We start from the raw sequence: 21,229 nt of genomic DNA, 5'->3' as shown, positions 1-21,229 counted from the left end.
ATATGTCTATTTTTCATAAAAAAATCGATATTCATGAAGCAATTGCCGATGTCAAGGACGAATCTGTCATTATGTTCGGCGGTTTTGGGGGAGTGGGTTCACCTCCGTCATTAATCGAAGCGATTTTGGAAAGCGGCGTTAAAGAGCTGACCGTCATCTGCAATGATGCCGGATTTCCGGAAATCGGCATCGGCCCGCTTATCGTTCATAAGCGGGTAAAAAGGCTGATCGCTTCCCATATCGGCTCAAATCCTGTCGCGGGCAGACAAATGACTGACGGAGCGCTTGAGGTGGAATTTTCGCCGCAAGGGACGCTTGCTGAACGGATTCGCGCAGGCGGAGCGGGGCTAGGCGGTATTTTAACTGATATCGGCATTGATAACGCAACCGTTTGTGAAAACAAAGAAACCGTAACGATTGACGGAAAGTCCTATTTAGTTGAAAAAGCGCTGACGGCTGATTTCGCTTTTGTGTCCGCACATACTGCTGATGAATTCGGGAATCTGACGTTTGACAAAACGGCGCGCAACATGAACCCTCTGATGGCTGCGGCGGCCGAAAGAACATTTGCTGAGGCGGCAGAGATTGTGCCTGCCGGCGAACTTGACAGCGAGCATATTGTAACGCCGGGCGTTTTCGTGGAGGGTGTCGTGCAAAGTGAAGGAGTGAAGTGGAAATGGGCTTGGGAATAGCGGAAAGAGAGAGTATCGCGAGGCGGGCCGCCAGTGAAGTTACCTCAGGTATGATTGTCAACCTGGGGATCGGCATTCCTTCTTTAGTGCCGAACTTTCTGCCGGCCGGCATGGAGGTCATGCTGCAGGCGGAAAACGGCGTCCTCGGGATCGGCGGCAGTCCGGAGCGCGGAGAGGAGGATGAGCTTTTATGCAATGCGGCCGGATTTCCTGTCAGTACAGTTAAGGGAGCTTCCTATTTTGATTCAGCTCTGTCTTTTGCCATGATCAGAAAAGGGCTGATAGATATTACCATTTTAGGCGCGCTCCAAGTCAGCAGGACAGGTGATCTCGCCAATTGGCTCGTGCCGGGGAAAAAAGTGCCCGGAATGGGCGGGGCGATGGAGCTTGCCCAAGGCGCGAAAAAAGTGGTTGTCGTCATGAGCCACACCGATCAGAAAGGCCGGCCGAAGCTGGTCGAAAGCTGTTCATTGCCGCTTACAGCAGCGGGCTGTGCAGATCTCATCATTACAGAGAAAGCCGTCATCAGCATAGATGAGGGGGCTTTTGTTCTTGAGGAACTGCTGAATGGCACGACCATAGACGATGTCATTCAAACAACGGATGCCGAAATCAGATTGGGAGAATGTTTTCTTAAAAGGGGGCCTGTCCATGGATCAATTAGAAAAGAAAGTCACTGAGTGGGCGGAAGAAAACACAGCAAAAGCGGTAAGCTTGCTGAAACGGCTGATCGGGGAAAAAAGCACGTTCGGCCATGAATTTAACGCACAGGCAGTCGTTTTAGAAAAACTGAGACAGTTTGACATGGATATTGATGTATGGGAGCCGAGTGTCAAACATTTGAAAGAGCATCCTTATTTTGTATCGGAACGCGAAGACTTCCATGAAAGCCCGAATATCACAGCTGTAAAGAAAGGGGCCGGGGGCGGAAGATCACTGATACTGAACGGACATATTGATGTTGTCCCGGAAGGAAATCCCGCCGCATGGACGTATGAACCGTTTACCGCTGTTGAAAAGGACGGCAAAGTTTACGGCCGCGGGTCAACGGATATGAAAGGCGGCAATACAGCCCTCTTGTTTGCGTTAGAAGCGCTTGAAGCCTGCGGGATTACATTAAAAGGAGATGTTCTGTTTCAAAGTGTCGTAGATGAAGAGTGCGGCGGCGCGGGAACACTGGCGGCTGTTATGAGGGGCTACAAGGCTGACGGGGCGCTTATTCCCGAACCGACTAATTTAAAGCTGTTTGTTAAGCAGCAAGGGTCTATGTGGTTCCGCATTACGGTAAGGGGATTGTCCGCACACGGCGGCACCCGCTATGAAGGGGTGAGCGCCATTGAAAAAAGCCTGCATGTCATCACAGCCCTTAAAGAGCTTGAACACGTCCGCAACGCCCGTATCACAGACCCGCTTTATCGGGACGTTCCGATTCCGGTTCCCATTAATATCGGCACCGTCCAAGGGGGAACGTGGCCATCATCGGTAGCTGACCGTGTGGTGATAGAAGGCAGGTGCGGAATAGCGCCGGATGAAACGCCCGAAGCAGTAAAAGAAGAGCTCGCAAGCTGGCTGAAAGATTTGGAGTACCGGGATGAATGGTTTAAACACCACCCCGCGGAAATAGAATGGTTTGGGGCTCAGTGGCTTCCGAATGATCTCCCGGATGAGCATCCGCTGATTTCCGCTCTGGAATCTTCTTTTGAGAAAATGAAAGGGGCAAAACCGGTTCGTGAAGCGTCCCCGTGGGGAACGGACGGAGGGCTTTTGCAGCACGCGGGACAGACGCCGGTCATCGTCTTCGGGCCGGGAGAAGTCAAGGCGGCGCATCAGGCGAATGAATACATTGAAATCCGGGCGTTAATCGATGCCGTCAAAATCATTTCTCTTTTTATCATGGAATGGTGCGGGGTGGCAGATGGGGGTGACGGAGCTGATAAAGGAACTGAGGGCTGAAAAGGGAGCGGCCGAGATTGATGCAGACCGTTTCAATGAGCGGCTCAGAGTCATTCGTTATGACGGACAGATCACGGCGCTTATTCCGGCCGTTTTGGCAGAAGCAAAGCAAGAAGGAGCCCAAAAGGTAATTTTCTTTGCCAAGCGCGGCGATGAGCCGGAATTTGTCAAGCATCTTTTTATTGTTGAGGGTGTCATAGACGGGTATTACAACGGGCATGAGGCTGTTGTGATGGTGCGCTATTTAGCAGAGGAGCGGAGACGGTCAGATTCATATGTATCAGAAGATTCGACTGTTGACCGTTTATATGAGACACCGCGGCGGGGACTGACTCAGACAGAAAGCACGCTGATGTTCAGAAAAGCGGACGAAGATGATGCAGACCGTTTAACGCATTTATATAAACATGTTTTTCTTACCTATCCGACTCCTGTCTTTAATCCCCTTTATATTAAAAAAACAATGAGAGAAAACACCATCTATTATGCCGCATTCGATCAGGATCGTCTCATTGGGGCGGCAAGCGCAGATATCAATCCGGTATTGGGGCACGCTGAAATGACCGATTGCGCGGTTCTGTCAGTTTACAGGGGGAACTCCGTAACGGCACACTTGTTTAAAGCGTTGGAGCAGGAACTCGCGGGCCGGGGAATCATCCATCTTTTTTCCTTGGCCCGTGCAGCGTCTTACGGGATGAATGCCGTTTTGTACCATGCGGGATACGGCTACAGAGGCAGGCTTGTGAACAACTGCCGCATTTCAGAAGGGCTCGAAAATATGAATATATGGTGCAAGACTTTACGTTTGGCCATTCATAAGGAGGAATTCGTTTGACAAACAAATGGTTTCAGCCGAAGCGTCATTGGAAGGAGATTGAATTGTGGAAAGATGTGCCGGAAGACAAGTGGAATGATTGGCTGTGGCAGCTCACCCATACTGTAAGAACCGTCGATGACCTGAAAAAAGTCATTCATTTGACCGAAGAGGAAGAAGAAGGCGTCAGGATGTCTGTAAAAACCATTCCCCTGAACATTACGCCTTATTATGCTTCTTTAATGGATCCCGATAACCCGAGATGTCCGATCCGCATGCAGTCCGTGCCGCTGTCAGAAGAAATGCACAAAACGAAATATGACCTTGAAGATCCGCTGTTTGAAGATGAAGATTCACCGGTTCCCGGTCTTACGCACCGCTATCCCGACCGCGTTCTTTTTCTGGTGACAAATCAATGCTCGATGTATTGCCGATATTGCACAAGAAGGCGTTTTTCCGGACAGATCGGAATGGGGGTGCCGAAAAAACAGCTTGATGCGGCCATCGCTTACATCCGGGAAACGCCGGAAATCCGTGACTGCCTGATTTCCGGCGGAGACGGGCTTTTAATCAACGATCAGATTCTGGAATATATTTTAAAAAACCTGCGTGACATTCCCCACCTTGAAATTATCCGGATCGGAACGAGAGCACCCGTCGTATTTCCGCAGCGGATAACGGATAACCTTTGTCAAATTTTGAAAAAGTATCATCCGGTCTGGCTGAACACTCATTTTAATACGAGCATCGAACTGACGGAAGAATCGGTTGCGGCGTGTGAAAAGCTCGTTAACGCAGGTGTTCCGGTCGGTAACCAGGCCGTTATTTTAGCAGGCATTAACGATTCGGTGCCGATTATGAAAAAACTCATGCATGATTTAGTGAAAATCCGCGTGCGTCCGTATTATATTTATCAATGTGATTTGTCAGAGGGGATCGGCCATTTCAGAGCGCCTGTGTCGAAAGGGCTGGAAATCATTGAAGGACTGAGGGGCCACACAACGGGCTTTGCCGTGCCGACCTTTGTCGTCGACGCCCCGGGCGGAGGCGGTAAAATCGCCCTGCAGCCGAACTACTTGCTCTCCCAAAGTCCGGAGAAAGTTGTGATCAGAAACTTCGAAGGGGTGATTACATCTTATCCCGAGCCGGAAAACTATATCCCGAATCAAGCCGACGACTATTTTGAATCTGTTTTTCCGGGAACGATGGCCAAACGTGAGCCGGTCGGACTGAGCGCCATTTTCGCGGACAAAGAGGTTTCGTTCACACCGGAAAATGTATCGAGGATCGACAGAAGGAAAACGTTTACATCCAACCCTGATCATGAAACGCTGAAAGACCGCAGGGAAAAAAGAGATGAATTGAAAGAAAAGAAATTTATTGCACAGCAAAAGAAAGAGCAAAAAGCAGGATCGGAAGTCGGAGGTGAGTCGCCGTGAAGCCATGCGAGTGGTGCGGCAATCAGAAGGCGTCAGCTTGTCAGGCGGCTGTGTACTGGGAGCTTCCTGACGGTACGAGGGCCATAGAAATTACAGAAACACCCGCATTCGCCTGTTCCTCCTGCGGCATGACTTATCAGGAGGAAGCGGTCATAGCGGAAATCGAAAATCAGCTTTTTTTAGTCAATGCAAAAAAATTACCGGAAACACTCACATATCAAGAGCTGATGGAGACAGAACGGATCTTGAAACGGAATTATTTTGACTTCTCCTAGTCTTCTTTTGTTGTAATTTCACACTTGAATTGTATAATAGTACAACAAAAGACAGTCATCAGGAGGGGAAACCCATGAAATCCTTTTATCACTATTTGATGAAATACAGGCATCCCAAGCCGCAGGACGCAATCAGCCAGTTTGCGAATCAGGCATACGAAGATCACGGCTTTCCGAAAACGTCAAGCGATTATCACGAGCTCAGTTCTTATTTAGAACTGAGCGCCGACTATTTAGAAACGATGGCGACATTTGATGAAGCTTGGGAAAAATATGAGACCGAGGTGCATCACGCCTGACGAAAAACCGCACATTGTGCGGTTTTTTTCTGTTGAAATGACTCGCTTATGAGGTGCCGTATGATCAAATCCCGCAACGCCGTCCGTTTTGATCAGCACGTAAACACATCTTCCTGACGGCACGTATCATAAGGCAGTAGAATGTATAGCTGCAGAGTTCACCGGATCAGGCCTGCTGCCGGCGGGGTCCCGTGTAAGGAACCGCTTTTCACGGAGAAATAATCAAACATTTAAATGAAGTGAGGGGAATCAAATGATCCATCAGGTAAGCCTGATGAGGCACTGACGTTTGGACGGAAAAGGGGATTTTATGTGACAAGGTTGAAGCGGATTGAAGTTGTGCCTTCATTGAAAGCCGAAACGAGTTTGGTTGTTCATGATAAACAAGCCATTGCAAATATGCAGCCGGAATTGGATCTCCCTACACCTTCGATGATTTGTTTCACGGCAAATCTTGAACATCACGGCGGTGATATTGTCAACATGCCTTCGGGCCGGGTATTTACCTTTGCGTCATAGAGAAAAAAACAAAGACTCATAAAAAATAGAAGCTTTTTGTCTCAGCATTGTTACTGCTCATTCGATCGAGAGCGGAATGTCATCGGACGCTTCTGTTACGGTAAGTGAAAAAACGCACAAGCATGTTGCGGTTTTTGCCATTTTGAACAGGTACAGAAATAGATATTTCCTGTGGTTTTCATGCCCATGCGAAATGATGGCGGCCGGCATACGATAGCGTATGACAGTCCGCGGCAAGGGGGAGACAGCATGAAGCCAGATAAACCGAAATTTCAAGTGGGAGACATCGTGGTCGTCGTGATGTACGGAACCGTCGGCACCATTACGAAGGTTCATCAAATTGATAAACATTATCTTTACGAAGTCAATCATAATGAAGTGCTTTATTTTGAATCGTCCATCCAGCTTTATAAAGATTATGAGGGCGTGATCGTCGATATGGAAAAATTGGATATTGAATATGAATTTCTGATCGGCGACGTAGTATATGTAAAGGACTACGGAAAGGAATTATTCCGTGTCATCGGCCACAGAACTGAAATATGGAGATATTTAGAGGATGGCTGGGAGGATATTATTTATGAGCTGACTCGGCTGAAAGACGGAGAGTGGCTTGAAACGGAGGAAGAGGATCTCACGCTGGTTCTGAGAAAATATGAAATGGATCAGTTTGTGCATCAGCTGCTGTTTGTCCACTATGTTGGGGAAGCATCTCATGAGATCGGCGAGGATACCGTCGCGTCTGCTCTTCTTCAGTTTGAAGGCGATGCTGATGATCCCGATGCCCTGCATGTGCTGGCGGTATCGATTGTAGATGAGCTGCTTGATATTTATAACGATTATAAGATTCTTTATCATTTGTTCGGTGACGAAGAATATAAAGATATGATGAATTTTGTGCTGGAAAGCCTGCGGGAGCATTTCAGCTAGCCGGCAAAAAAACGGACGGTGACATATAAAAACCAGGGCAGACAGCCGGCAAAGATTACAAACGACATTCCTTTCAGCACTTTTTTCAATACGATATCAAATCCATCTCCGTCCAATAAAGCCATCATTTTCGTCATCATCTTTTCTCCCTCCGGGGCTTGTTTTTTAAAAGTATATGAGCGGACAAAACGTTTAGAACTTTCGGGTATAATTTGAACGGTTTTTTCATAAAACATAAAAAAGGAGGCGGTGTTTGCATGAAAGAAATAGATCTTGTGATTGACACAGAAGAAATAGCTGATTATTTTTACAGTCAGCTTGCTATGCGCGGGTACATACCGAGTGAAGAGGAAATCTTCGAAATAGCCGACATCACCTTTGATTATTTATTAGAAAAATGTATGATAGACGAAGAGCTTGATGAAGACTGAAACTGCGGAACCGAAGTGAAAAAGCTTCGGTTTTTTCAATCAGCTCGGGAGAATGAAACATGGGGGGAAAACGTTGTACAAGCCAGCAAGTCTTTTCGCATTGTTTATTCTGCTCGCAGCAGCGATCCGGATAGAAGCCGTCCGGGTTTTTGATGAGCGTGTCATAGAAGCGGCTGTCAGGATCAGGGCTGCCTGGCTGAATGAATTGATGTTATGGATAACGGAGCTCGGCACGACCGCGGTGCTTTTGCCGCTTCTTCTTTTGACAGGCGCGGCTCTGTATATGTACAAAAAAACGCCGGATGTTGTTTTTTTGCCGCTTCTCTTTCTCATTGAACGGATTGTAAACATAAAAATAAAAGAATTGATTGAAAGAGCCAGACCCGCTTTTGAACCGCTCGTCCATGAAACCTCATACAGTTTTCCGAGCGGCCACTCCATGAATTCGGCCGTGATGTATCCCGTCATCGCTTACTTTTTGATCAAGCATGTTCCGTTTTTCACGAAAAGAAAACGGGCCGTCACCGTCTTTACCGGGGTTCTCGTCATTCTGATCGGATTCAGCAGAATTTATTTGGGCGCGCATTTTCCGACGGATGTGCTTGCCGGATTCAGTCTCGGACTTTGCCTCGTTTCGCTTTTTGCGCTCTTTGACGAAAAGTATCATCCGTTTCGACAAAAATAGAGACAGGAAAAATGAGAAAAAACGCTAATACTATTAAGAAATAAGAGGGAGGGATCTTGATGCTGTTATCGCTGCCCGTGTTTAAAAAAAAGATTTGCGCCTATGATGTGACGATTTTTCAAACACCCCGCTACGGCGAGAAAAAGGGATACAGGGTCGTCTATCGGACAGAGCTGGCCGCTGACAATCATCAAGACGCACTGGAAAGGGCATTTTCTGTTTTTAATGTGCCTGATACGGTCCCAAACGACTATCAAGCCAGATTCATAGCGACCGGAGATGTCATACTCATAGACGAAGGAAGAAAAGGAAAGACCTATTACAGGCTTAACCCTGCGGGATGGAGCAAAATTAACCGGCTGCTCGTCCAGCCGAGGTAAGACGGGGCCGGCTGAATCTTCAGCCGGCTTCCGTATTGTCTGGGAAAGACAGTGTTAAGGCTTCCGTTTAGCGGCGGAATGCTCTTTTCCATGCGCTTCATCAGCTGCAATGACGTCTGAAACGGGCACGTGATTGTTCTTTTTCTGGCCGGTCACCCGGTTACGCTGTTTTTTGCCCATTATGTTCACTCCTTTTACTTTAAGCTTGTCATCCCGCATATTCTGCCCAAGATCGCCCTGATCATGCTGATGATTGTCTCTTACCGTTATTCAGTGTACAATGGGTGGGAGTTTGAATAGGCAGGAGGAAAAGGAAATGAGTGTACATATAAACGCAGAAAAAGGCCAAATTGCGGATACAGTGCTTTTGCCGGGAGATCCGCTCCGAGCGAAATTTATTGCGGAAACTTATCTTGAAAATGTGGAATGCTATAATGAAGTCAGAGGAATGTACGGATTTACGGGTACATATAACGGTAAAAAAGTATCAGTCCAAGGCACCGGCATGGGTGTTCCGTCTATCTCTATTTATGTGAATGAACTGATTCAAAGCTATGATGTTCAAAACTTAATCAGAGTCGGCTCATGCGGAGCCATCCGTAATGACGTGAAGGTGCGTGACGTGATTTTGGCTATGACGTCTTCAACTGATTCACAGATGAACCGTGTCGCCTTCGGCAGTGTAGATTATGCTCCTTGCGCAGACTTCGAACTGCTTCATAAAGCGTACCAGGAAGCGCAAAAAAACAATCTTCCCGTAGCGGTCGGAAGCGTATTCACCGCCGATCAGTTTTACAATGAAGACTCCCAAATCGAAAAGCTTGCCAGATACGGCGTTCTCGGCGTAGAGATGGAAACGACTGCTTTATATACGCTTGCCGCTAAATACGGCAAAAAAGCGCTGTCTATCCTGACTGTAAGCGATCACGTATTAACGGGAGAAGAAACAACGGCAGAAGAGCGTCAAACGACTTTTCATGATATGATTAAACTGGCGCTGCATACTGTATCGTAAACTTGAGATGAGGGTTATGCTGATTAAAGCAGCCCTCTTCTTTATGCATCGCCCTGATTCAAAAAAAGAAAGGTAAGTGTAAAATGAAGAAATCCACTAAATGGTTCTCGCTCGCTGCCGCTCTCAGCGTAACCGCAATCGTGGGAACCGGCTGCAGCATTTCAGGCGGCGACAGCCACAAGGACACAAAAACAGCAGCTGAAACAAAACAATCAGATGACACATCAAGCAAAAAAACAACGAAGGCAGAAAACAGCGATTTTGTATTGGAGAGCAAATATTTTAATGATATTAAAGAAGTGAACGGGCTTGAGACCATTCAAAACCCGACAAATACACTTGCGCTCGTGAATAAGACATACACGCTGCCGGGAGATTATAAACCGAATGATCTCGTGATCCCGAAAGTCGAATTTTCTTTTACTGAGAAAATCGAGAAACGATATATCCGCAAACCTGCCGCCGATGCTTTGGCGGAACTATTCAGCGCCGGGAAAAAAGAAGGTTATGACCTGGTTGCCGTTTCAGGATACCGCTCTTATGACAGACAGAAAGTTATTTTCGATAATGAAGTCAGTCTGAAAGGTGAAAAAAAGGCGAAAGAAGCCGTCGCATATCCAGGGCAAAGCGAACACCAGACGGGGCTTGCCATGGACATTTCCAGCAAAAGCAACGGATATGAGCTGAATGAAGCGTTCGGAAACACGGCGGACGGCAAATGGGTGAAAGACCATGCGTATGAATACGGCTTTATCATCCGCTATCCTAAAGGCAAAGAAAATGTCACAAAGTATGAGTATGAACCATGGCATTTACGCTATGTAGGCAAAAAAGCGGCAAAAGCCATCCATGACCATCAATTAACGCTTGAAGAATATTTTAATGAAGTAAAGAAAGTGTAATAAGAAGAAGCCCGCTTGAAAAATAGAAAGCGGGCTTTCTTTATTACCAGAAGAGTAAACCTCCAAGCGCAAATCCGGTAATTAAACCAAGGCCGATACCGTAGGCTGCTCCCCAGCCTCCCCAGCCTCCCCAATAGCCGAACCCGTATCCTCTGTGACGGCCGCCGACAGGGGCGATATACACTTTGCTGTTAGTCACCCGTACGATTCTTCCGACGTGGACTCTGCCGTTTCGTTCTGTAATTCTTGCTACTTTTCCCTGGTGCTGCCGGCAAAGATGATAATAGTTTTGCATCTTTTCTCCTCCTATCCAACCTATCTTTCTATGTCAGCTTATGATAGAGTGCGGTAAAAAGGTTGGACGAAAACAGGAGGACAATCGCCGTTTTACTTGTAAGCGACAAAAGCGCAGTGTCCCATATATTCACGGTACGTCTGCATAAGCTCGTAATGAGCCGTCAGCGTATCGTAGTGAACCGGCTGAATAACGGGTGATAAATCCATTTCTGTAGTCGGCTCCTGCGCATTGTTTTCATAGACAGCGGGAATGAAATCCGCTTTCTGAAAGCCTTGCTGAAGCAATCTCTGTTTCCATGCCGTTTCATCCTGCAATACGGTAAAACCGTAGAAGTCTTTTATCTGCGTGATGGCGTTTTCCGGCATGGGTTTTTGTAAAGCAGCTTCAATGCCGATCAGCATACCCCCGGGTTTAAGGACTCGCAGGATTTCAGACAGCGATGAATCAAGATTTGAAAAGGTGAGAACTGATTCGGAAAGAACGGCGGAAAATTGATTTTCAGCAAACGGAAGCCGCTCAAGCTCCGCCAAATAGCCCGGAATGGTTAAGCCTTCAGCGGCAAATCGTTTTGCTGCTTTTTCAAGCATAAGGGGATCCTTATCAACACAGGTGACGGGGTACAGCAGGTGGCCGAGATAAGCGGCCGTCTGTCCCGTTCCGCAGCCGGCGTCAAGAATCGGTTCGCCAGGAGGAGGAGCCGCTTTTGTGAGAACGGCTTTGGAAAAAGCGAGCCCGCCGGGGTGAGCCCCTCCGACTCCGAATAAGGACAGCATTTCTAAATATTTGCTCAAAGGCCGAATCCTCCTTTTTCCTCAGCATATGTTGAGAGAAAAGCATAGGTTTGGGTAAACGGGAAAGAAGGGCGCCTCATGTTTGAAGTTGACGAATGAGCGTTCGTCTATGATAATAATGTAAGAATAAAAAGGTGGTGTTTTCTTGAAGCGGCAATTTAAACTGTTTTTTATTATATTGATCACTGCGGTCGCAGCCTCGGCGCTTACGCTGTTTATCACGGGCAATACGACCATTTTCGGGCAAGGATCGGCTGCTTTGACGAACAGCAAATTTGAGAAATTCAATAAAGCCTACGAGCAGATTAAAAGTGATTACTATCAAAAAACAGATGACAGCAAATTAGTAGACGGAGCGATAAAAGGCATGATCAGTTCCCTGGATGATCCATATTCTTCTTATATGGACCCGCAGGAAGGAAAGTCTTTTGAAGAAACCATTTCCGCTTCGTTTGAAGGCATCGGCGCACAAGTGGAAGAAAAGGACGGCAGCATCCTGATCGTATCGCCGATTAAAGGGTCACCCGCGGAAAAAGCGGGGGTTAAACCGAATGACCAGATCTTGAAGGTCAACGGCAAAAGCGTTAAAGGCCTTAATGTAAACGAAGCCGTCGCATTAATCCGCGGCAAAAAGGGAACAAACGTCAAGCTTGTGCTGCACAGAGCGGGTGTCGGCGATCTGAACCTGTCGATCAAACGTGACACCATTCCGGTTGAAACGGTGTACTCTGAAATGAAAAAAGGAGACATCGGCGAAATCCAAATCACATCCTTCTCCGAATCGACGGCAAAAGAGCTGAATTCAGCCATTGACAGCCTCGAAAAACAAGGAGCGAAAGGATACATTCTCGATTTAAGGGGCAACCCGGGCGGACTGATGGATGAAGCCATCAAAATGAGCAACATGTTTATCGATAAAGGGAAAAATATCATGCAGGTCGAATACAAAGACGGCACGAAAGAGGTCATGAAAGCGACGAAAGAGCGCAAAGTGACAAAACCGACAGTCGTCCTCGTCAATGACGGCACCGCGAGCGCCGCGGAAATCATGTCGGCTGCGCTGCATGAATCATCGGGCATTCCGCTGATCGGCGAGAAAACGTTCGGAAAAGGAACCGTGCAGACGGCAAAAGATTACAGCGACGGTTCTACCGTTAAACTGACAATCGCTAAATGGCTGACAGCGGACGGAGAGTGGATTCATAAAAAAGGCATTAAACCGCAATATCAGGTTAAGCTTCCTGAATATGCGAACCTGCCGTATTTAGATGCGAAAAAAACATACAAATACGGGGATTCCGGAACCACCGTCACCAATGCGCAAAAAATGCTGAAAGCGCTGGGGTACAGCGTGAAAGTAAACGGCACGTATGATAAAGCATTTGAACAAGCCGTTAAACAATTCCAAGCAAAAGAGAAACTGAAACAAACAGGCATTATAAAGGGAGACACAACGGCCAAATTGATGACGGATCTGCAAAAACAGCTTGCGGACAACGATACACAAATGAAAAAAGCCGTTGAAACATTAAATAAGAATATGAAATAGTAAAAAACACCCGATGCGCCGCTCGCGCATTGGGTGTTTTTTGTTTGCGAAAAGCCCGTCTTATGTCGTTTCCTGTTCAAAAAGGTGGCTGTTCGCCTGAATGAAAAACTGTGATTGCTCATAGTGATAGGTGACTTTTGAGAAGTCAAACGGCTGGCCGTTGGTTAAATGAAAAATCGTTTCAACGCAAAGCTTAGGCGCTCCTGTAAACAGACCTAAGTACTCCGCTTCTTCCTCATTTAACATCCCCGCGTACAGATATAAATCTGAAAAACCGCGCTTTAACCCGAGACCTTCTCTAATATAATCAAATATTGATTCTGCCACGATCTCTTTATTCAAATACGTAATAATCGATTTGTTGTAAAATGACTCTTCGATACACAATGTCAGCCCGTCAATATATCGGATTCGCTTGACATAATACACGTCGCCGTCAGGCGGCATATTCAGATTTTGGGCAGCCTCAGGCGTGGGTTTTCTCACTTCCAGCGCTAATAATTTGGAAGTGACATTAAAATCTTCAAGTGATTCTTTAAATCCCTGATTAGAAAGCAGACTGATATACCCTTTTCTTTTATTCCGTCTGACAAAAATGCCGCTTCCCCTCACTTGAAACACAATCCCCTTTTTTTCTAATAAATCTAAGGACTTGGTGATCGTGCTTTTGCTCACGTTAAACCGTGTCATTAAGGTTTGCAGCACAGGCAGTTTATCCCCTTGCTGCAGCTGATGTTCTTCTATGTATTTTTCAATATCTATCGCGATTTGCTGGTATTTTAACATATACATTCCTCATTCATTTATTGTCCCGCTTCTTCCAGAATTATAGCATAATCGTTTTTAAAAGCCATTTCGTAAATTAACTATAATTGTTTATGTATTGATAAATTATACCGGTACAATTATAATGTAAACGTATAATATGAAAATAAAGGCAGGCATTCTTCTGCACTTGCGAAGCGGATGCTTGAAGCGGCTGCAGTGCATTTATTCGGCATGCAAGCGGCAGTCAAATAAAGGAGGATATAAACGATGGGGACATTGCCAAAAGATTTTTTATGGGGAGGCGCTCTGGCCGCCCACCAATTTGAAGGGGGATGGAATAAAGGCGGCAAGGGGCCGAGTGTAGTGGACGTCATGACGGCAGGCGCGCATGGTGTGCCCCGGAAAATAACAGATACAATTGAAGAGCGGGAATTTTATCCGAATCATGAAGCGATCGATTTTTATCATCGTTATAAAGAGGACATCGCATTATTCAGCGAGCTGGGCCTGAAATGTTTAAGAACGTCCATCGGCTGGAGCAGAATTTTTCCTAAAGGTGATGAAGCCGAGCCCAATGAGGAAGGATTGGCTTTTTACGACCGGGTGTTTGATGAATTGCTGAAACATGGGATTGAACCGGTAATCACGCTGTCACATTTTGAGATGCCGCTGCATTTGGCGAGGGAATACGGCGGTTTCAGAAACAGAAAAACAGTCGGATTTTTTGTGAAATTCGCTGAAGTGTGTTTTGAACGCTATAAACATAAGGTGAAGTATTGGATGACGTTTAACGAAATCAATAATAAGATGGATGTGAATAATCCGATCTTTTTATGGACGAACTCGGGCGTCGCCGTCAAAGAAAACGAAAACGCAAAAGAAGTCATGTATCAGGCCGGCCATCACGAACTGCTGGCAAGCGCATTGGCTGTTTCGAAGGGAAGAGACATCAATCCTGAGTTCAGGATCGGCGCGATGGTATCACATGTTCCGATTTACCCGTACTCATCTCACCCCGGCGATGTGATGCTGGCTGAAGAAACGATGAGACAGCGTTTTTTCTTCCCGGACGTGCAGGTTCGCGGATATTATCCAAGCTATGCGTTAAAAGAGTTTGAAAGAGAAGGCTATCAGATACACTTTGAAGACGGTGATGAAGAGATTTTGAAAAACGGCCGAGTGGACTACCTCGGATTCAGCTATTACATGTCTACAACCGTAAAAAGTGATGTATCAAACGATAATACCGGAGATGTCGTAAACGGAGGATTGCCAAACGGCGTGGAAAATCCTTATATTACAGCGAGTGATTGGGGCTGGGCGATTGACCCGACCGGTTTACGGTACACATTAAACCGCTTATACGACCGCTATCAGATTCCATTATTTATCGTGGAAAACGGATTCGGCGCCATCGACACATTAGAAGAGGACGGTTCAATTCATGACACTTCAAGAATTGAATATTTATCGTCACATATAAAAGCTTTGAAAAAAGCAATCACATATGATGGTGTATATGTAATGGGCTATACACCATGGGGAATTATTGATATCGTGTCATTTACAACCGGAGAAATGAAAAAACGCTACGGCATGATTTATGTTGATCGGGATAATGAAGGCAATGGTTCAATGAGGCGGCTTAAGAAAGACTCATTTGAATGGTATAAAAAAGTGATTGAAACAAACGGCTCATATGTATTTTAAAGGTGTAAAAAGGGAAGGCTTCACCGTTGTGTGAAGCCGGCTTTTTATCAGTAATTTTGAAAGCGCATTCATTCAAGCGGGAAGGAGGTGACTGTCCGGCTTTTCAATTAGAATCGCTTATAAAAATAAGGAAAGGGATGGTGGTTCATGTTTTTTAAAAAAGGTCTGCACATAACGCTGGTTTTTCTTATGTTTTTCTTTTTCATATCAAGCAGCATGGAAACCGAAGTGTATGCGGCTGATCGGAAGGCTTCAGACAAAAACAAAGTAAGGGTGTGGTTCAGTTCTGAAAAAGATCCGGCTTCCCGTACGTGGTATGACGGGCCGCTGGAAGTGAAATACGCCTTAGACGAACAAACACCGCTTACATTGACAAAAAAGAAGGCTTCTGACTCCGCCGCTGTGTATATTGATCCGTCGCGCCGCTATCAAAATGTGTTAGGCGTAGGATCGTCCCTGGAAGAATCCACAATCCATAATTTATCAAAAATGACACCCGCAAAAAGAAAGGAAGTGCTGAAAAAACTCGTTGATCCCAAAGATGGTATCGGAATGGACGTTATGCGCATAACGATCGGGACATCTGATTTTACGGCACAGGAATTTTATACGTATGACGATATGCCTGAAGGCCAAACAGATCCTAAGCTCCGTCATTTCTCGATCCAAAAGGATATTGATTTACACATTACAGCAACCATCAAGGAAGCGCTGGCGATAAATCCGGAACTGAAAATCATTGCCTCACCGTGGAGTCCGCCGGCTTGGATGAAAACGAATGAAAACCTCAAGCGGGGAAAGCTGAAAGATAAATATATCGGCGCACTGGCCGTTTACTTCCGCAAATTTATTGAGGCGTACGAAAAGCAGGGAATTCCGATTTATGCGATGACCCTTCAAAATGAACCTTTGCTGGAAATCGACTATCCGAGCATGTATATGCCGCCGTCTCAGCAGCGCAAACTGGCACTGGCCTTAAAAAAAGAAATGAAAAAACACGTAATTGACACGAAAATTTGGATTTATGATCACAATGCGAGCGGGGCGTGGAACTATATTCCGCCGATTTTAGATGATAAAAAAGGAAACCGGGCCGCAGACGGTATCGCTTTTCACGATTATGACGGTGACCTTTCCGTCATGTCGGAAATCGGAAAGAGATATCCTGATCAATCTATTCACTTAACGGAGCGGTCTGTCTGGGGGACGGCAGGGGCGGACCGGATCGCGCAGTATTTCCGCAACGGCGCGTCGAGCTACAATGCGTGGGTGACGATGCTCGACAGTCAAATCAAGACGCATCATTGGATAGGCACCCCAGACCCGACGCTGTTTATTCAGGATGCTAAAAACCCTGACCGCTATTGGAATATCCCGATCTTTCATATGACAGGCAACTTTTCAAAATTTATCGACCGGGGAGCAAAGCGGATAGAAAGTAATTACGGCTCCAAAAACACAGTCTCGAATGTATCGTTCCTTAATCCTGATCAATCCATTGTGACAGTCGTAATCAACCAGACATCCGCCGATCAAAAATTCCATGTCGTTTCAGAAAATCGGCAGTTTGAAGCTGTCATCCCGGCTAAAACTGTGGCTACCTACAAATGGAAGTGAAAAAAGTAAAAAACCGGCACATTTACGTGCCGGCTTCTTTCTGTTAAGCGCCTTTTTGGTTCAGTTGATCAGAAGGCGCTTTATTGAATAAACCGTCTTTGACGGCGTTTGAAGCCGCTTTTTTTACAAAAAACGGGTTAAGGATAATAACGGCTGCCATGTTAGCGGTCAAACCCCAAAAGCCTTCATATATACCGTGGGCGGATTGGGTGATATTTACCGTGAATGTCACGATAAGACCGACGAGAAGACCGATAATTGTCGCTTCTTTCGTTTGATTCTTCCAAAACAGACTGACGGCGATAGCCGGAAAGATCTGAACCATGCCGGAAACACCGAGAAGCTGAAGGGTAACGAGCGCAGTCGGGAACAGCATGCCGAATAAAAGCGCGAGTCCGATGACGACAAATACCATTGAACGGGTGATCATCGTCAGCTTGCTTGGTGACACATTCGGGTGAATCAAATCCCGATATAAGTTATTCGCAAATAAGTTTGATGCTCCGATGGCCATGATAGAGCAGGGAATCAATGACGCAAGGGCAATCGTGGAGTAAGCAAAGCCCTGCGCGACTCCGCCGTAAGACGTTTGAATCAGCTTCAATAAAGCAAGCCGCGGATTGGTATCTTCCGGCAGGACAAGAAACGCGATAAAGCCGAGAAAAATAACAAGAATCAAAACAATATTATAAAGCGGCAGAAACATGCTGTTTTTGCGGACGGCATCTGCGCTTTTTGCCGTAAATACGCCGGTTGCCGCATGCGCCCACATAAAGAGCGCCAGCGCAGATACGATGGAAGCTGTGATAAACCAAGGAATTCCTTTCGGCCCCGAGTCCGGAATCGTCAGCATTTGCGGCGCTTTTTCAGCCAAAGTGTGAATCATCGGCGTCCAGCCGTGAAAATGGATCAGCGGGAGTGACACGACCATAAACAGCATAATCACCCACACGAGAATGTCTTTAATAATTGCCGTAAACGTCGGCCCTTTAATTCCGCTGAAAAAAGTATACAGCGCTACAAGAATAAAAGAGATGATGACGACCATATTGACATTAATGACACCCGTTCCGGCCACCTGAAGCGTATCTTGAATTCCGCTCAGCTGGAGACAAATATAAGGAATGAGCATTAGAACGCCGACAATGGCGACAAGACTGGCCAAAAGTTTACTGTCAAAACGCTCACGGGCATAATCGGCAAGCGTCGTTAATTTGTGTATTTTTGCCACTTTCCACAGCTTCGGCAGAAAGAAATACGCGATAAAATACGCCAAAACAGAATACGGGATTGCAAAAAAAGCAACGCTTCCCCCTGTGTAGGCTGTGCTTGTTAAGCCTAAAAACGTATAAGCCGTATAGAGATCCGCGCCGACTAAAAACCAGACGAGGAGCCCCCCGAACCGTCTGCCGCCGACAGACCATTCCTCAACAGAAGTGCGTGATGATTTGTCTCTCCCGGCTATAAAGCCGATACAGACAACGGTTAAAACGATGACGGCTGTAATGATCAATGCTGTTATATTTGCGGGCATCAGTCCAGTCCTCCTTGTTTCTTCTGCAGCCTATAAATAAGAAACGAACATAATGGAGTGACTGCGATCCATAAAAGCAGCCAGAAATGAAAAAAAGGCAGCCCGATAATGATCGGATGAACCCGATTAGCGACTGACAGCAGGGCCAGCTGGCTGAAAGGGATTAAGATGAGAACGAAAATTAGTGCTTTTCTGACCATTTACTTTCCTCCTGAAACTTGATAATGCTCCTTATCATAGCAGGTGTCAGATAAGATCACAAGATATTTTTCAGAAAAAAAAGAATTCTATTACTTTTTTAACTGAAACACTTTAGTTGCATCTTCATTCATATTAAATTAAAATAGTTAATATCTCGAAATCAAGATATTTAGGAGTGAATACATCGAATACGCAAGGATTGCACCATGTTACCGCATTTGCAAAAGATCCTGCTGAAAATCTTCGGTTTTATACTGAAGTGCTGGGTTTGCGGCTCGTTAAAAAAACCGTTAATTTTGACGACCCGGCCACTTATCACTTTTATTTCGGCAACCAAAACGGAGAGCCGGGCACGATCATTACATTTTTTCCTTTTCAGGGAAGCCGCCCGGGAACCGTGGGAAAAGGGCAGGCCGGAAGAATTTATTTCTCCGTGCCGAGAGGAGCACTCGCGTTTTGGAAGCGCCGGCTTGAAGAAAACGGCTTGTCTGTAAAAGAACAGATCATGCTGTCTGAACAAGTGCTTCTCTTTAATGATACAGAAGACCTGCCGCTTGCCATAATGGAAGATGAAAGAAGCGGACAGAGTGAATGGACTCCTGCGGGTATTACTGAAAAAGAAGCGATCACAGGCATGAGAGGTGTTCTTCTGTACTCGTACCGTCCTGAAGCAACCATTCAATTTCTCAAAGAATGCTTCGGTTATTCAAAGACAGGAGAAGAAAATCAGATTGTCAGGCTGCAATCGGAGGCGCGGATCGGACATATTATAGATGTTGATCTCGTACCGAAAGAAGCAGGTATCGGCGGTTACGGGACAGTTCATCATGTCGCTTTCCGCACTAGCGAAAAAGAGCAGACGGAATGGAAGGATATTCTTGCTGATTCTCATCTTGCTTCATCTGACATTCTTGACAGGTCTTACTTTACTTCAATCTATTTCAGAGAAAGCGGCGGCATTTTATTTGAAATGGCAACCGATGAACCGGGGTTTATGACGGATGAATCCTTTGAAAATCTCGGAACAGAGCTGAAGCTTCCGGAATGGCTGGAAGAGCATCGCAGCCAGATTACAGCTGTTTTGCCCAAAATGGAGAAAGGAGAATGATGATGAAACATGTGTTTGAACAGGGAACGTCAGAAAATGTTCTGCTGCTTTTGCACGGAACGGGAGGAAATGAACATGATCTTCTGTCGCTCGGACGTTTTATCGATCCGAACGCAAGTCTGCTCGGGGTCAGAGGATCAGTGTCGGAAAACGGCATGCCCCGTTTTTTTAAGCGGCTGAAAGAAGGCGTATTTGACGAGAAAGATTTAATTGAACGGACGGAAGAATTAAAGAATTTTATTGATGAAGCGGCGCAAATGTACGGATTCAGCAGAGAAAACGTGATTGCTGCCGGGTATTCAAACGGCGCCAATATTGCAGCAAGTCTTTTGTTTCATTATAAAGATGTACTGAAAGGAGCGGTTCTGCATCATCCGATGGTGCCGATACGCGGAGTGAAGCTGCCTGATATGAAAGGGCTGCCTGTGTTTATCGGTGCGGGAAAACGCGATCCCCTATGTACAAAAGAAGAATCGGAGGAGCTTTATCAGTATCTGACAGATGCTCATGCATCCGTTGCTCTTGAATGGCAGGAGGGCGGTCATCAGCTCACACAGCAGGAAGCAGAGCAGGCACGAACCTGGTACAGTGAGCGATTCCTATAAAAAACCCTTAGTCTGCTTAAGCGGACTAAGGGTTTCTTTCATCTTACAGCCAAGTTGACACTTTAGATACAGGCAGCCGGTTGCTTTTATGCGCCGGCTTAACGGCTTTGCCGATTGAAATCAGCATGACGGGCACGAAACGCTCGCTCACGTCGAATTCCTTAACGAATTGCTCTTTATTGAATCCGCCGATCGCGCAAGTGTCGTAGCCTTTTGCTTTAGCGGCAAGCATCAGCTGCATCGCTGCTAAAGAAGCGTTTAAAAATGCTGAATCACGGGCAAACTGATCATTTTGGTATGCACCGTTAATCTGGCCTAAAAGCGTTTGTTTAATCTCTTCTGTGATATTGCCTTGCTCAGCCAGTTCAGCATAAACGTCTTCACCATTTTCATTTGCTTTTAAATCGCCTAATACGGCAATAACTGCTGATGAATCAATAATCTGTTTTTGATTAAAAGCAACCGGAAGCAGGGCAGCTTTTGCTTCATCACTGTGAAAGACTTGAAAATGCCAATGCTGAAGGTTCCAGGCGGAAGGCGCTTGCGTTGTGATTTCAAGGAGTTCTGTTAATTCCTCTTTTGTAATGATCGCGTCTTTATCGTATTCTTTAACAGATGCGCGTTCTTTTAAAACGTCTAATACGGATGTCATCATGTTTCCTCCTTCGGATAAACGTGTTATCATAATAGAAAAGTTAGAAGCTTACTAAATGT

General features: G+C 46.0%; 27 protein-coding genes. 19 read left to right on the top strand and 8 right to left on the bottom strand.

The annotated features are described in order from the left end of the window. Nucleotides 1–2 precede the first annotated feature (2 nt). The 9 genes from JNUCC21_RS10360 (at nucleotide 3) to JNUCC21_RS10320 (ending at nucleotide 6,921) form a co-directional block, all read left to right on the top strand. Nucleotides 3–692 (top strand): CoA transferase subunit A, encoded by a 690-nt coding sequence (locus tag JNUCC21_RS10360; RefSeq protein ID WP_015240035.1) that lies wholly within the window; start codon nucleotides 3–5, stop codon nucleotides 690–692. Further along, a complete protein-coding gene (locus tag JNUCC21_RS10355) occupies nucleotides 677–1,372 on the top strand; it encodes a 3-oxoacid CoA-transferase subunit B (RefSeq protein WP_033574679.1) in 696 nt (231 codons plus the stop codon). The genes JNUCC21_RS10360 and JNUCC21_RS10355 overlap by 16 nt, the downstream gene beginning before the upstream one ends. Beyond that, nucleotides 1,344–2,645: a peptidase gene (locus JNUCC21_RS10350; protein ID WP_033574678.1), complete on the top strand. Its 1,302-nt coding sequence runs from the start codon at nucleotides 1,344–1,346 to the stop codon at nucleotides 2,643–2,645. The genes JNUCC21_RS10355 and JNUCC21_RS10350 overlap by 29 nt, the downstream gene beginning before the upstream one ends. Continuing rightward, nucleotides 2,608–3,480 carry a putative beta-lysine N-acetyltransferase gene (gene ablB, locus JNUCC21_RS10345; RefSeq protein ID WP_072589176.1) on the top strand — a complete coding sequence of 291 codons (873 nt, stop codon included), beginning with the start codon at nucleotides 2,608–2,610 and terminating at the stop codon, nucleotides 3,478–3,480. Before JNUCC21_RS10350 ends, ablB begins: the two co-directional genes overlap by 38 nt. After that, entirely contained in the window at nucleotides 3,477–4,898 is a 1,422-nt protein-coding gene (gene ablA / locus JNUCC21_RS10340; protein WP_031379013.1) for a lysine 2,3-aminomutase, read from the top strand. The genes ablB and ablA overlap by 4 nt, the downstream gene beginning before the upstream one ends. Continuing rightward, on the top strand, nucleotides 4,895–5,173 hold the full coding sequence (locus JNUCC21_RS10335) for a YokU family protein (RefSeq protein ID WP_012117773.1): 279 nt from the start codon (nucleotides 4,895–4,897) through the stop codon (nucleotides 5,171–5,173). The genes ablA and JNUCC21_RS10335 overlap by 4 nt, the downstream gene beginning before the upstream one ends. 74 nt (nucleotides 5,174–5,247) lie before the next feature. Beyond that, a complete protein-coding gene (locus JNUCC21_RS10330) occupies nucleotides 5,248–5,472 on the top strand; it encodes a YozE family protein (protein WP_007407941.1) in 225 nt (74 codons plus the stop codon). Between the two features lie 312 nt (nucleotides 5,473–5,784). Further along, the gene (locus JNUCC21_RS10325; RefSeq protein WP_012117772.1) at nucleotides 5,785–5,991 is read left to right on the top strand and encodes a hypothetical protein; all 207 of its coding nucleotides are present in this window, start codon (nucleotides 5,785–5,787) and stop codon (nucleotides 5,989–5,991) included. Between the two features lie 249 nt (nucleotides 5,992–6,240). After that, the gene (locus JNUCC21_RS10320; RefSeq protein WP_003153690.1) at nucleotides 6,241–6,921 is read left to right on the top strand and encodes a hypothetical protein; all 681 of its coding nucleotides are present in this window, start codon (nucleotides 6,241–6,243) and stop codon (nucleotides 6,919–6,921) included. On the opposite strand, the gene JNUCC21_RS10315 is transcribed toward JNUCC21_RS10320, so the two are convergent. After that, complete coding sequence (locus JNUCC21_RS10315) at nucleotides 6,918–7,061, bottom strand: hypothetical protein (RefSeq protein ID WP_007407942.1); 144 nt, start codon at nucleotides 7,059–7,061, stop codon at nucleotides 6,918–6,920. The two genes, JNUCC21_RS10320 and JNUCC21_RS10315, sit on opposite strands and share 4 nt — an antisense overlap. 117 nt (nucleotides 7,062–7,178) lie before the next feature. On the opposite strand from JNUCC21_RS10315, the gene JNUCC21_RS10310 reads away from it, so the two are divergent. The 3 genes from JNUCC21_RS10310 to JNUCC21_RS10300 all read left to right on the top strand — a co-directional run bounded on the left by JNUCC21_RS10310 (nucleotide 7,179) and on the right by JNUCC21_RS10300 (nucleotide 8,417). Beyond that, a complete protein-coding gene (locus JNUCC21_RS10310) occupies nucleotides 7,179–7,352 on the top strand; it encodes a YozD family protein (RefSeq protein ID WP_003153696.1) in 174 nt (57 codons plus the stop codon). Nucleotides 7,353–7,425: 73 nt separating this feature from the next. Then, nucleotides 7,426–8,037, top strand: coding sequence for a phosphatase PAP2 family protein (locus JNUCC21_RS10305; RefSeq protein WP_025284872.1), 612 nt, complete (start codon nucleotides 7,426–7,428; stop codon nucleotides 8,035–8,037). A gap of 59 nt (nucleotides 8,038–8,096) precedes the next feature. After that, nucleotides 8,097–8,417 carry a YodL domain-containing protein gene (locus JNUCC21_RS10300; RefSeq protein WP_012117769.1) on the top strand — a complete coding sequence of 107 codons (321 nt, stop codon included), beginning with the start codon at nucleotides 8,097–8,099 and terminating at the stop codon, nucleotides 8,415–8,417. A 54-nt stretch (nucleotides 8,418–8,471) separates the two neighbouring features. On the opposite strand, the gene JNUCC21_RS10295 is transcribed toward JNUCC21_RS10300, so the two are convergent. Next, nucleotides 8,472–8,597: a hypothetical protein gene (locus JNUCC21_RS10295; protein WP_003153701.1), complete on the bottom strand. Its 126-nt coding sequence runs from the start codon at nucleotides 8,595–8,597 to the stop codon at nucleotides 8,472–8,474. 136 nt (nucleotides 8,598–8,733) lie between these two features. On the opposite strand from JNUCC21_RS10295, the gene deoD reads away from it, so the two are divergent. Together deoD and JNUCC21_RS10285 are read left to right on the top strand one after the other, a co-directional pair. Next, nucleotides 8,734–9,432, top strand: a complete 699-nt coding sequence (gene deoD / locus JNUCC21_RS10290; protein WP_003153702.1) for a purine-nucleoside phosphorylase — start codon at nucleotides 8,734–8,736, stop codon at nucleotides 9,430–9,432. An 83-nt stretch (nucleotides 9,433–9,515) separates the two neighbouring features. Beyond that, nucleotides 9,516–10,334, top strand: coding sequence for a D-alanyl-D-alanine carboxypeptidase family protein (locus tag JNUCC21_RS10285; RefSeq protein WP_007407945.1), 819 nt, complete (start codon nucleotides 9,516–9,518; stop codon nucleotides 10,332–10,334). A gap of 43 nt (nucleotides 10,335–10,377) precedes the next feature. Here the strand turns inward: JNUCC21_RS10285 and JNUCC21_RS10280 are convergent, their stop codons facing one another. Together JNUCC21_RS10280 and JNUCC21_RS10275 are read right to left on the bottom strand one after the other, a co-directional pair. Further along, on the bottom strand, nucleotides 10,378–10,629 hold the full coding sequence (locus JNUCC21_RS10280; RefSeq protein WP_007612011.1) for a hypothetical protein: 252 nt from the start codon (nucleotides 10,627–10,629) through the stop codon (nucleotides 10,378–10,380). Between the two features lie 92 nt (nucleotides 10,630–10,721). Further along, a complete protein-coding gene (locus JNUCC21_RS10275; RefSeq protein ID WP_007407947.1) occupies nucleotides 10,722–11,423 on the bottom strand; it encodes a class I SAM-dependent methyltransferase in 702 nt (233 codons plus the stop codon). A 145-nt stretch (nucleotides 11,424–11,568) separates the two neighbouring features. Between JNUCC21_RS10275 and JNUCC21_RS10270 the strand changes: the two genes are divergently transcribed. Then, nucleotides 11,569–12,972, top strand: a complete 1,404-nt coding sequence (locus JNUCC21_RS10270; protein ID WP_039254848.1) for a S41 family peptidase — start codon at nucleotides 11,569–11,571, stop codon at nucleotides 12,970–12,972. A 60-nt stretch (nucleotides 12,973–13,032) separates the two neighbouring features. Here JNUCC21_RS10270 and JNUCC21_RS10265 read toward each other — a convergent pair whose 3' ends face one another. After that, entirely contained in the window at nucleotides 13,033–13,758 is a 726-nt protein-coding gene (locus JNUCC21_RS10265) for a GntR family transcriptional regulator (protein ID WP_015417645.1), read from the bottom strand. Nucleotides 13,759–14,007: 249 nt separating this feature from the next. On the opposite strand from JNUCC21_RS10265, the gene bglA reads away from it, so the two are divergent. Together bglA and JNUCC21_RS10255 are read left to right on the top strand one after the other, a co-directional pair. Beyond that, entirely contained in the window at nucleotides 14,008–15,450 is a 1,443-nt protein-coding gene (gene bglA, locus JNUCC21_RS10260) for a 6-phospho-beta-glucosidase BglA (protein ID WP_369878095.1), read from the top strand. Nucleotides 15,451–15,597: 147 nt separating this feature from the next. Continuing rightward, nucleotides 15,598–17,067, top strand: a complete 1,470-nt coding sequence (locus tag JNUCC21_RS10255; protein ID WP_025284867.1) for a glycoside hydrolase family 30 beta sandwich domain-containing protein — start codon at nucleotides 15,598–15,600, stop codon at nucleotides 17,065–17,067. Nucleotides 17,068–17,110: 43 nt separating this feature from the next. Here the strand turns inward: JNUCC21_RS10255 and JNUCC21_RS10250 are convergent, their stop codons facing one another. Further along, nucleotides 17,111–18,601, bottom strand: a complete 1,491-nt coding sequence (locus JNUCC21_RS10250) for a sodium:solute symporter (RefSeq protein ID WP_012117763.1) — start codon at nucleotides 18,599–18,601, stop codon at nucleotides 17,111–17,113. Then, entirely contained in the window at nucleotides 18,601–18,801 is a 201-nt protein-coding gene (locus tag JNUCC21_RS10245) for a DUF3311 domain-containing protein (protein ID WP_003153716.1), read from the bottom strand. The genes JNUCC21_RS10250 and JNUCC21_RS10245 overlap by 1 nt, the downstream gene beginning before the upstream one ends. 176 nt (nucleotides 18,802–18,977) lie before the next feature. Between JNUCC21_RS10245 and JNUCC21_RS10240 the strand changes: the two genes are divergently transcribed. Together JNUCC21_RS10240 and JNUCC21_RS10235 are read left to right on the top strand one after the other, a co-directional pair. After that, a complete protein-coding gene (locus tag JNUCC21_RS10240) occupies nucleotides 18,978–19,910 on the top strand; it encodes a ring-cleaving dioxygenase (protein ID WP_369878093.1) in 933 nt (310 codons plus the stop codon). Between the two features lie 2 nt (nucleotides 19,911–19,912). Further along, complete coding sequence (locus JNUCC21_RS10235) at nucleotides 19,913–20,515, top strand: alpha/beta hydrolase (protein WP_349552570.1); 603 nt, start codon at nucleotides 19,913–19,915, stop codon at nucleotides 20,513–20,515. A gap of 43 nt (nucleotides 20,516–20,558) precedes the next feature. On the opposite strand, the gene JNUCC21_RS10230 is transcribed toward JNUCC21_RS10235, so the two are convergent. Continuing rightward, on the bottom strand, nucleotides 20,559–21,167 hold the full coding sequence (locus tag JNUCC21_RS10230) for a nitroreductase family protein (RefSeq protein WP_085342089.1): 609 nt from the start codon (nucleotides 21,165–21,167) through the stop codon (nucleotides 20,559–20,561). Nucleotides 21,168–21,229: the final 62 nt, after the last annotated feature.

Origin of the sequence: Bacillus sp. JNUCC-21 (assembly GCF_041222765.1) — a bacterium.
Lineage (GTDB): Bacteria > Bacillota > Bacilli > Bacillales > Bacillaceae > Bacillus > Bacillus velezensis.
This window is presented reverse-complemented; position numbering and strand designations above follow the sequence as displayed.

Coding starts and splice junctions, on each gene's coding strand:
- JNUCC21_RS10255 (WP_025284867.1), top strand. CDS start 15,598: ATGTTTTTTAAAAAAGGTCTGCACATAACGCTGGTTTTTCTTATGTTT.
- JNUCC21_RS10350 (WP_033574678.1), top strand. CDS start 1,344: ATGGATCAATTAGAAAAGAAAGTCACTGAGTGGGCGGAAGAAAACACA.
- JNUCC21_RS10250 (WP_012117763.1), bottom strand. CDS start 18,601: ATGCCCGCAAATATAACAGCATTGATCATTACAGCCGTCATCGTTTTA.
- JNUCC21_RS10245 (WP_003153716.1), bottom strand. CDS start 18,801: ATGGTCAGAAAAGCACTAATTTTCGTTCTCATCTTAATCCCTTTCAGC.
- bglA (WP_369878095.1), top strand. CDS start 14,008: ATGGGGACATTGCCAAAAGATTTTTTATGGGGAGGCGCTCTGGCCGCC.
- JNUCC21_RS10280 (WP_007612011.1), bottom strand. CDS start 10,629: ATGCAAAACTATTATCATCTTTGCCGGCAGCACCAGGGAAAAGTAGCA.
- JNUCC21_RS10300 (WP_012117769.1), top strand. CDS start 8,097: ATGCTGTTATCGCTGCCCGTGTTTAAAAAAAAGATTTGCGCCTATGAT.
- JNUCC21_RS10320 (WP_003153690.1), top strand. CDS start 6,241: ATGAAGCCAGATAAACCGAAATTTCAAGTGGGAGACATCGTGGTCGTC.
- JNUCC21_RS10355 (WP_033574679.1), top strand. CDS start 677: ATGGGCTTGGGAATAGCGGAAAGAGAGAGTATCGCGAGGCGGGCCGCC.
- JNUCC21_RS10265 (WP_015417645.1), bottom strand. CDS start 13,758: ATGTTAAAATACCAGCAAATCGCGATAGATATTGAAAAATACATAGAA.
- JNUCC21_RS10285 (WP_007407945.1), top strand. CDS start 9,516: ATGAAGAAATCCACTAAATGGTTCTCGCTCGCTGCCGCTCTCAGCGTA.
- JNUCC21_RS10360 (WP_015240035.1), top strand. CDS start 3: ATGTCTATTTTTCATAAAAAAATCGATATTCATGAAGCAATTGCCGAT.
- JNUCC21_RS10330 (WP_007407941.1), top strand. CDS start 5,248: ATGAAATCCTTTTATCACTATTTGATGAAATACAGGCATCCCAAGCCG.
- JNUCC21_RS10235 (WP_349552570.1), top strand. CDS start 19,913: ATGAAACATGTGTTTGAACAGGGAACGTCAGAAAATGTTCTGCTGCTT.
- JNUCC21_RS10230 (WP_085342089.1), bottom strand. CDS start 21,167: ATGACATCCGTATTAGACGTTTTAAAAGAACGCGCATCTGTTAAAGAA.
- JNUCC21_RS10310 (WP_003153696.1), top strand. CDS start 7,179: ATGAAAGAAATAGATCTTGTGATTGACACAGAAGAAATAGCTGATTAT.
- JNUCC21_RS10315 (WP_007407942.1), bottom strand. CDS start 7,061: ATGATGACGAAAATGATGGCTTTATTGGACGGAGATGGATTTGATATC.
- JNUCC21_RS10295 (WP_003153701.1), bottom strand. CDS start 8,597: ATGGGCAAAAAACAGCGTAACCGGGTGACCGGCCAGAAAAAGAACAAT.
- ablB (WP_072589176.1), top strand. CDS start 2,608: ATGGGGGTGACGGAGCTGATAAAGGAACTGAGGGCTGAAAAGGGAGCG.
- deoD (WP_003153702.1), top strand. CDS start 8,734: ATGAGTGTACATATAAACGCAGAAAAAGGCCAAATTGCGGATACAGTG.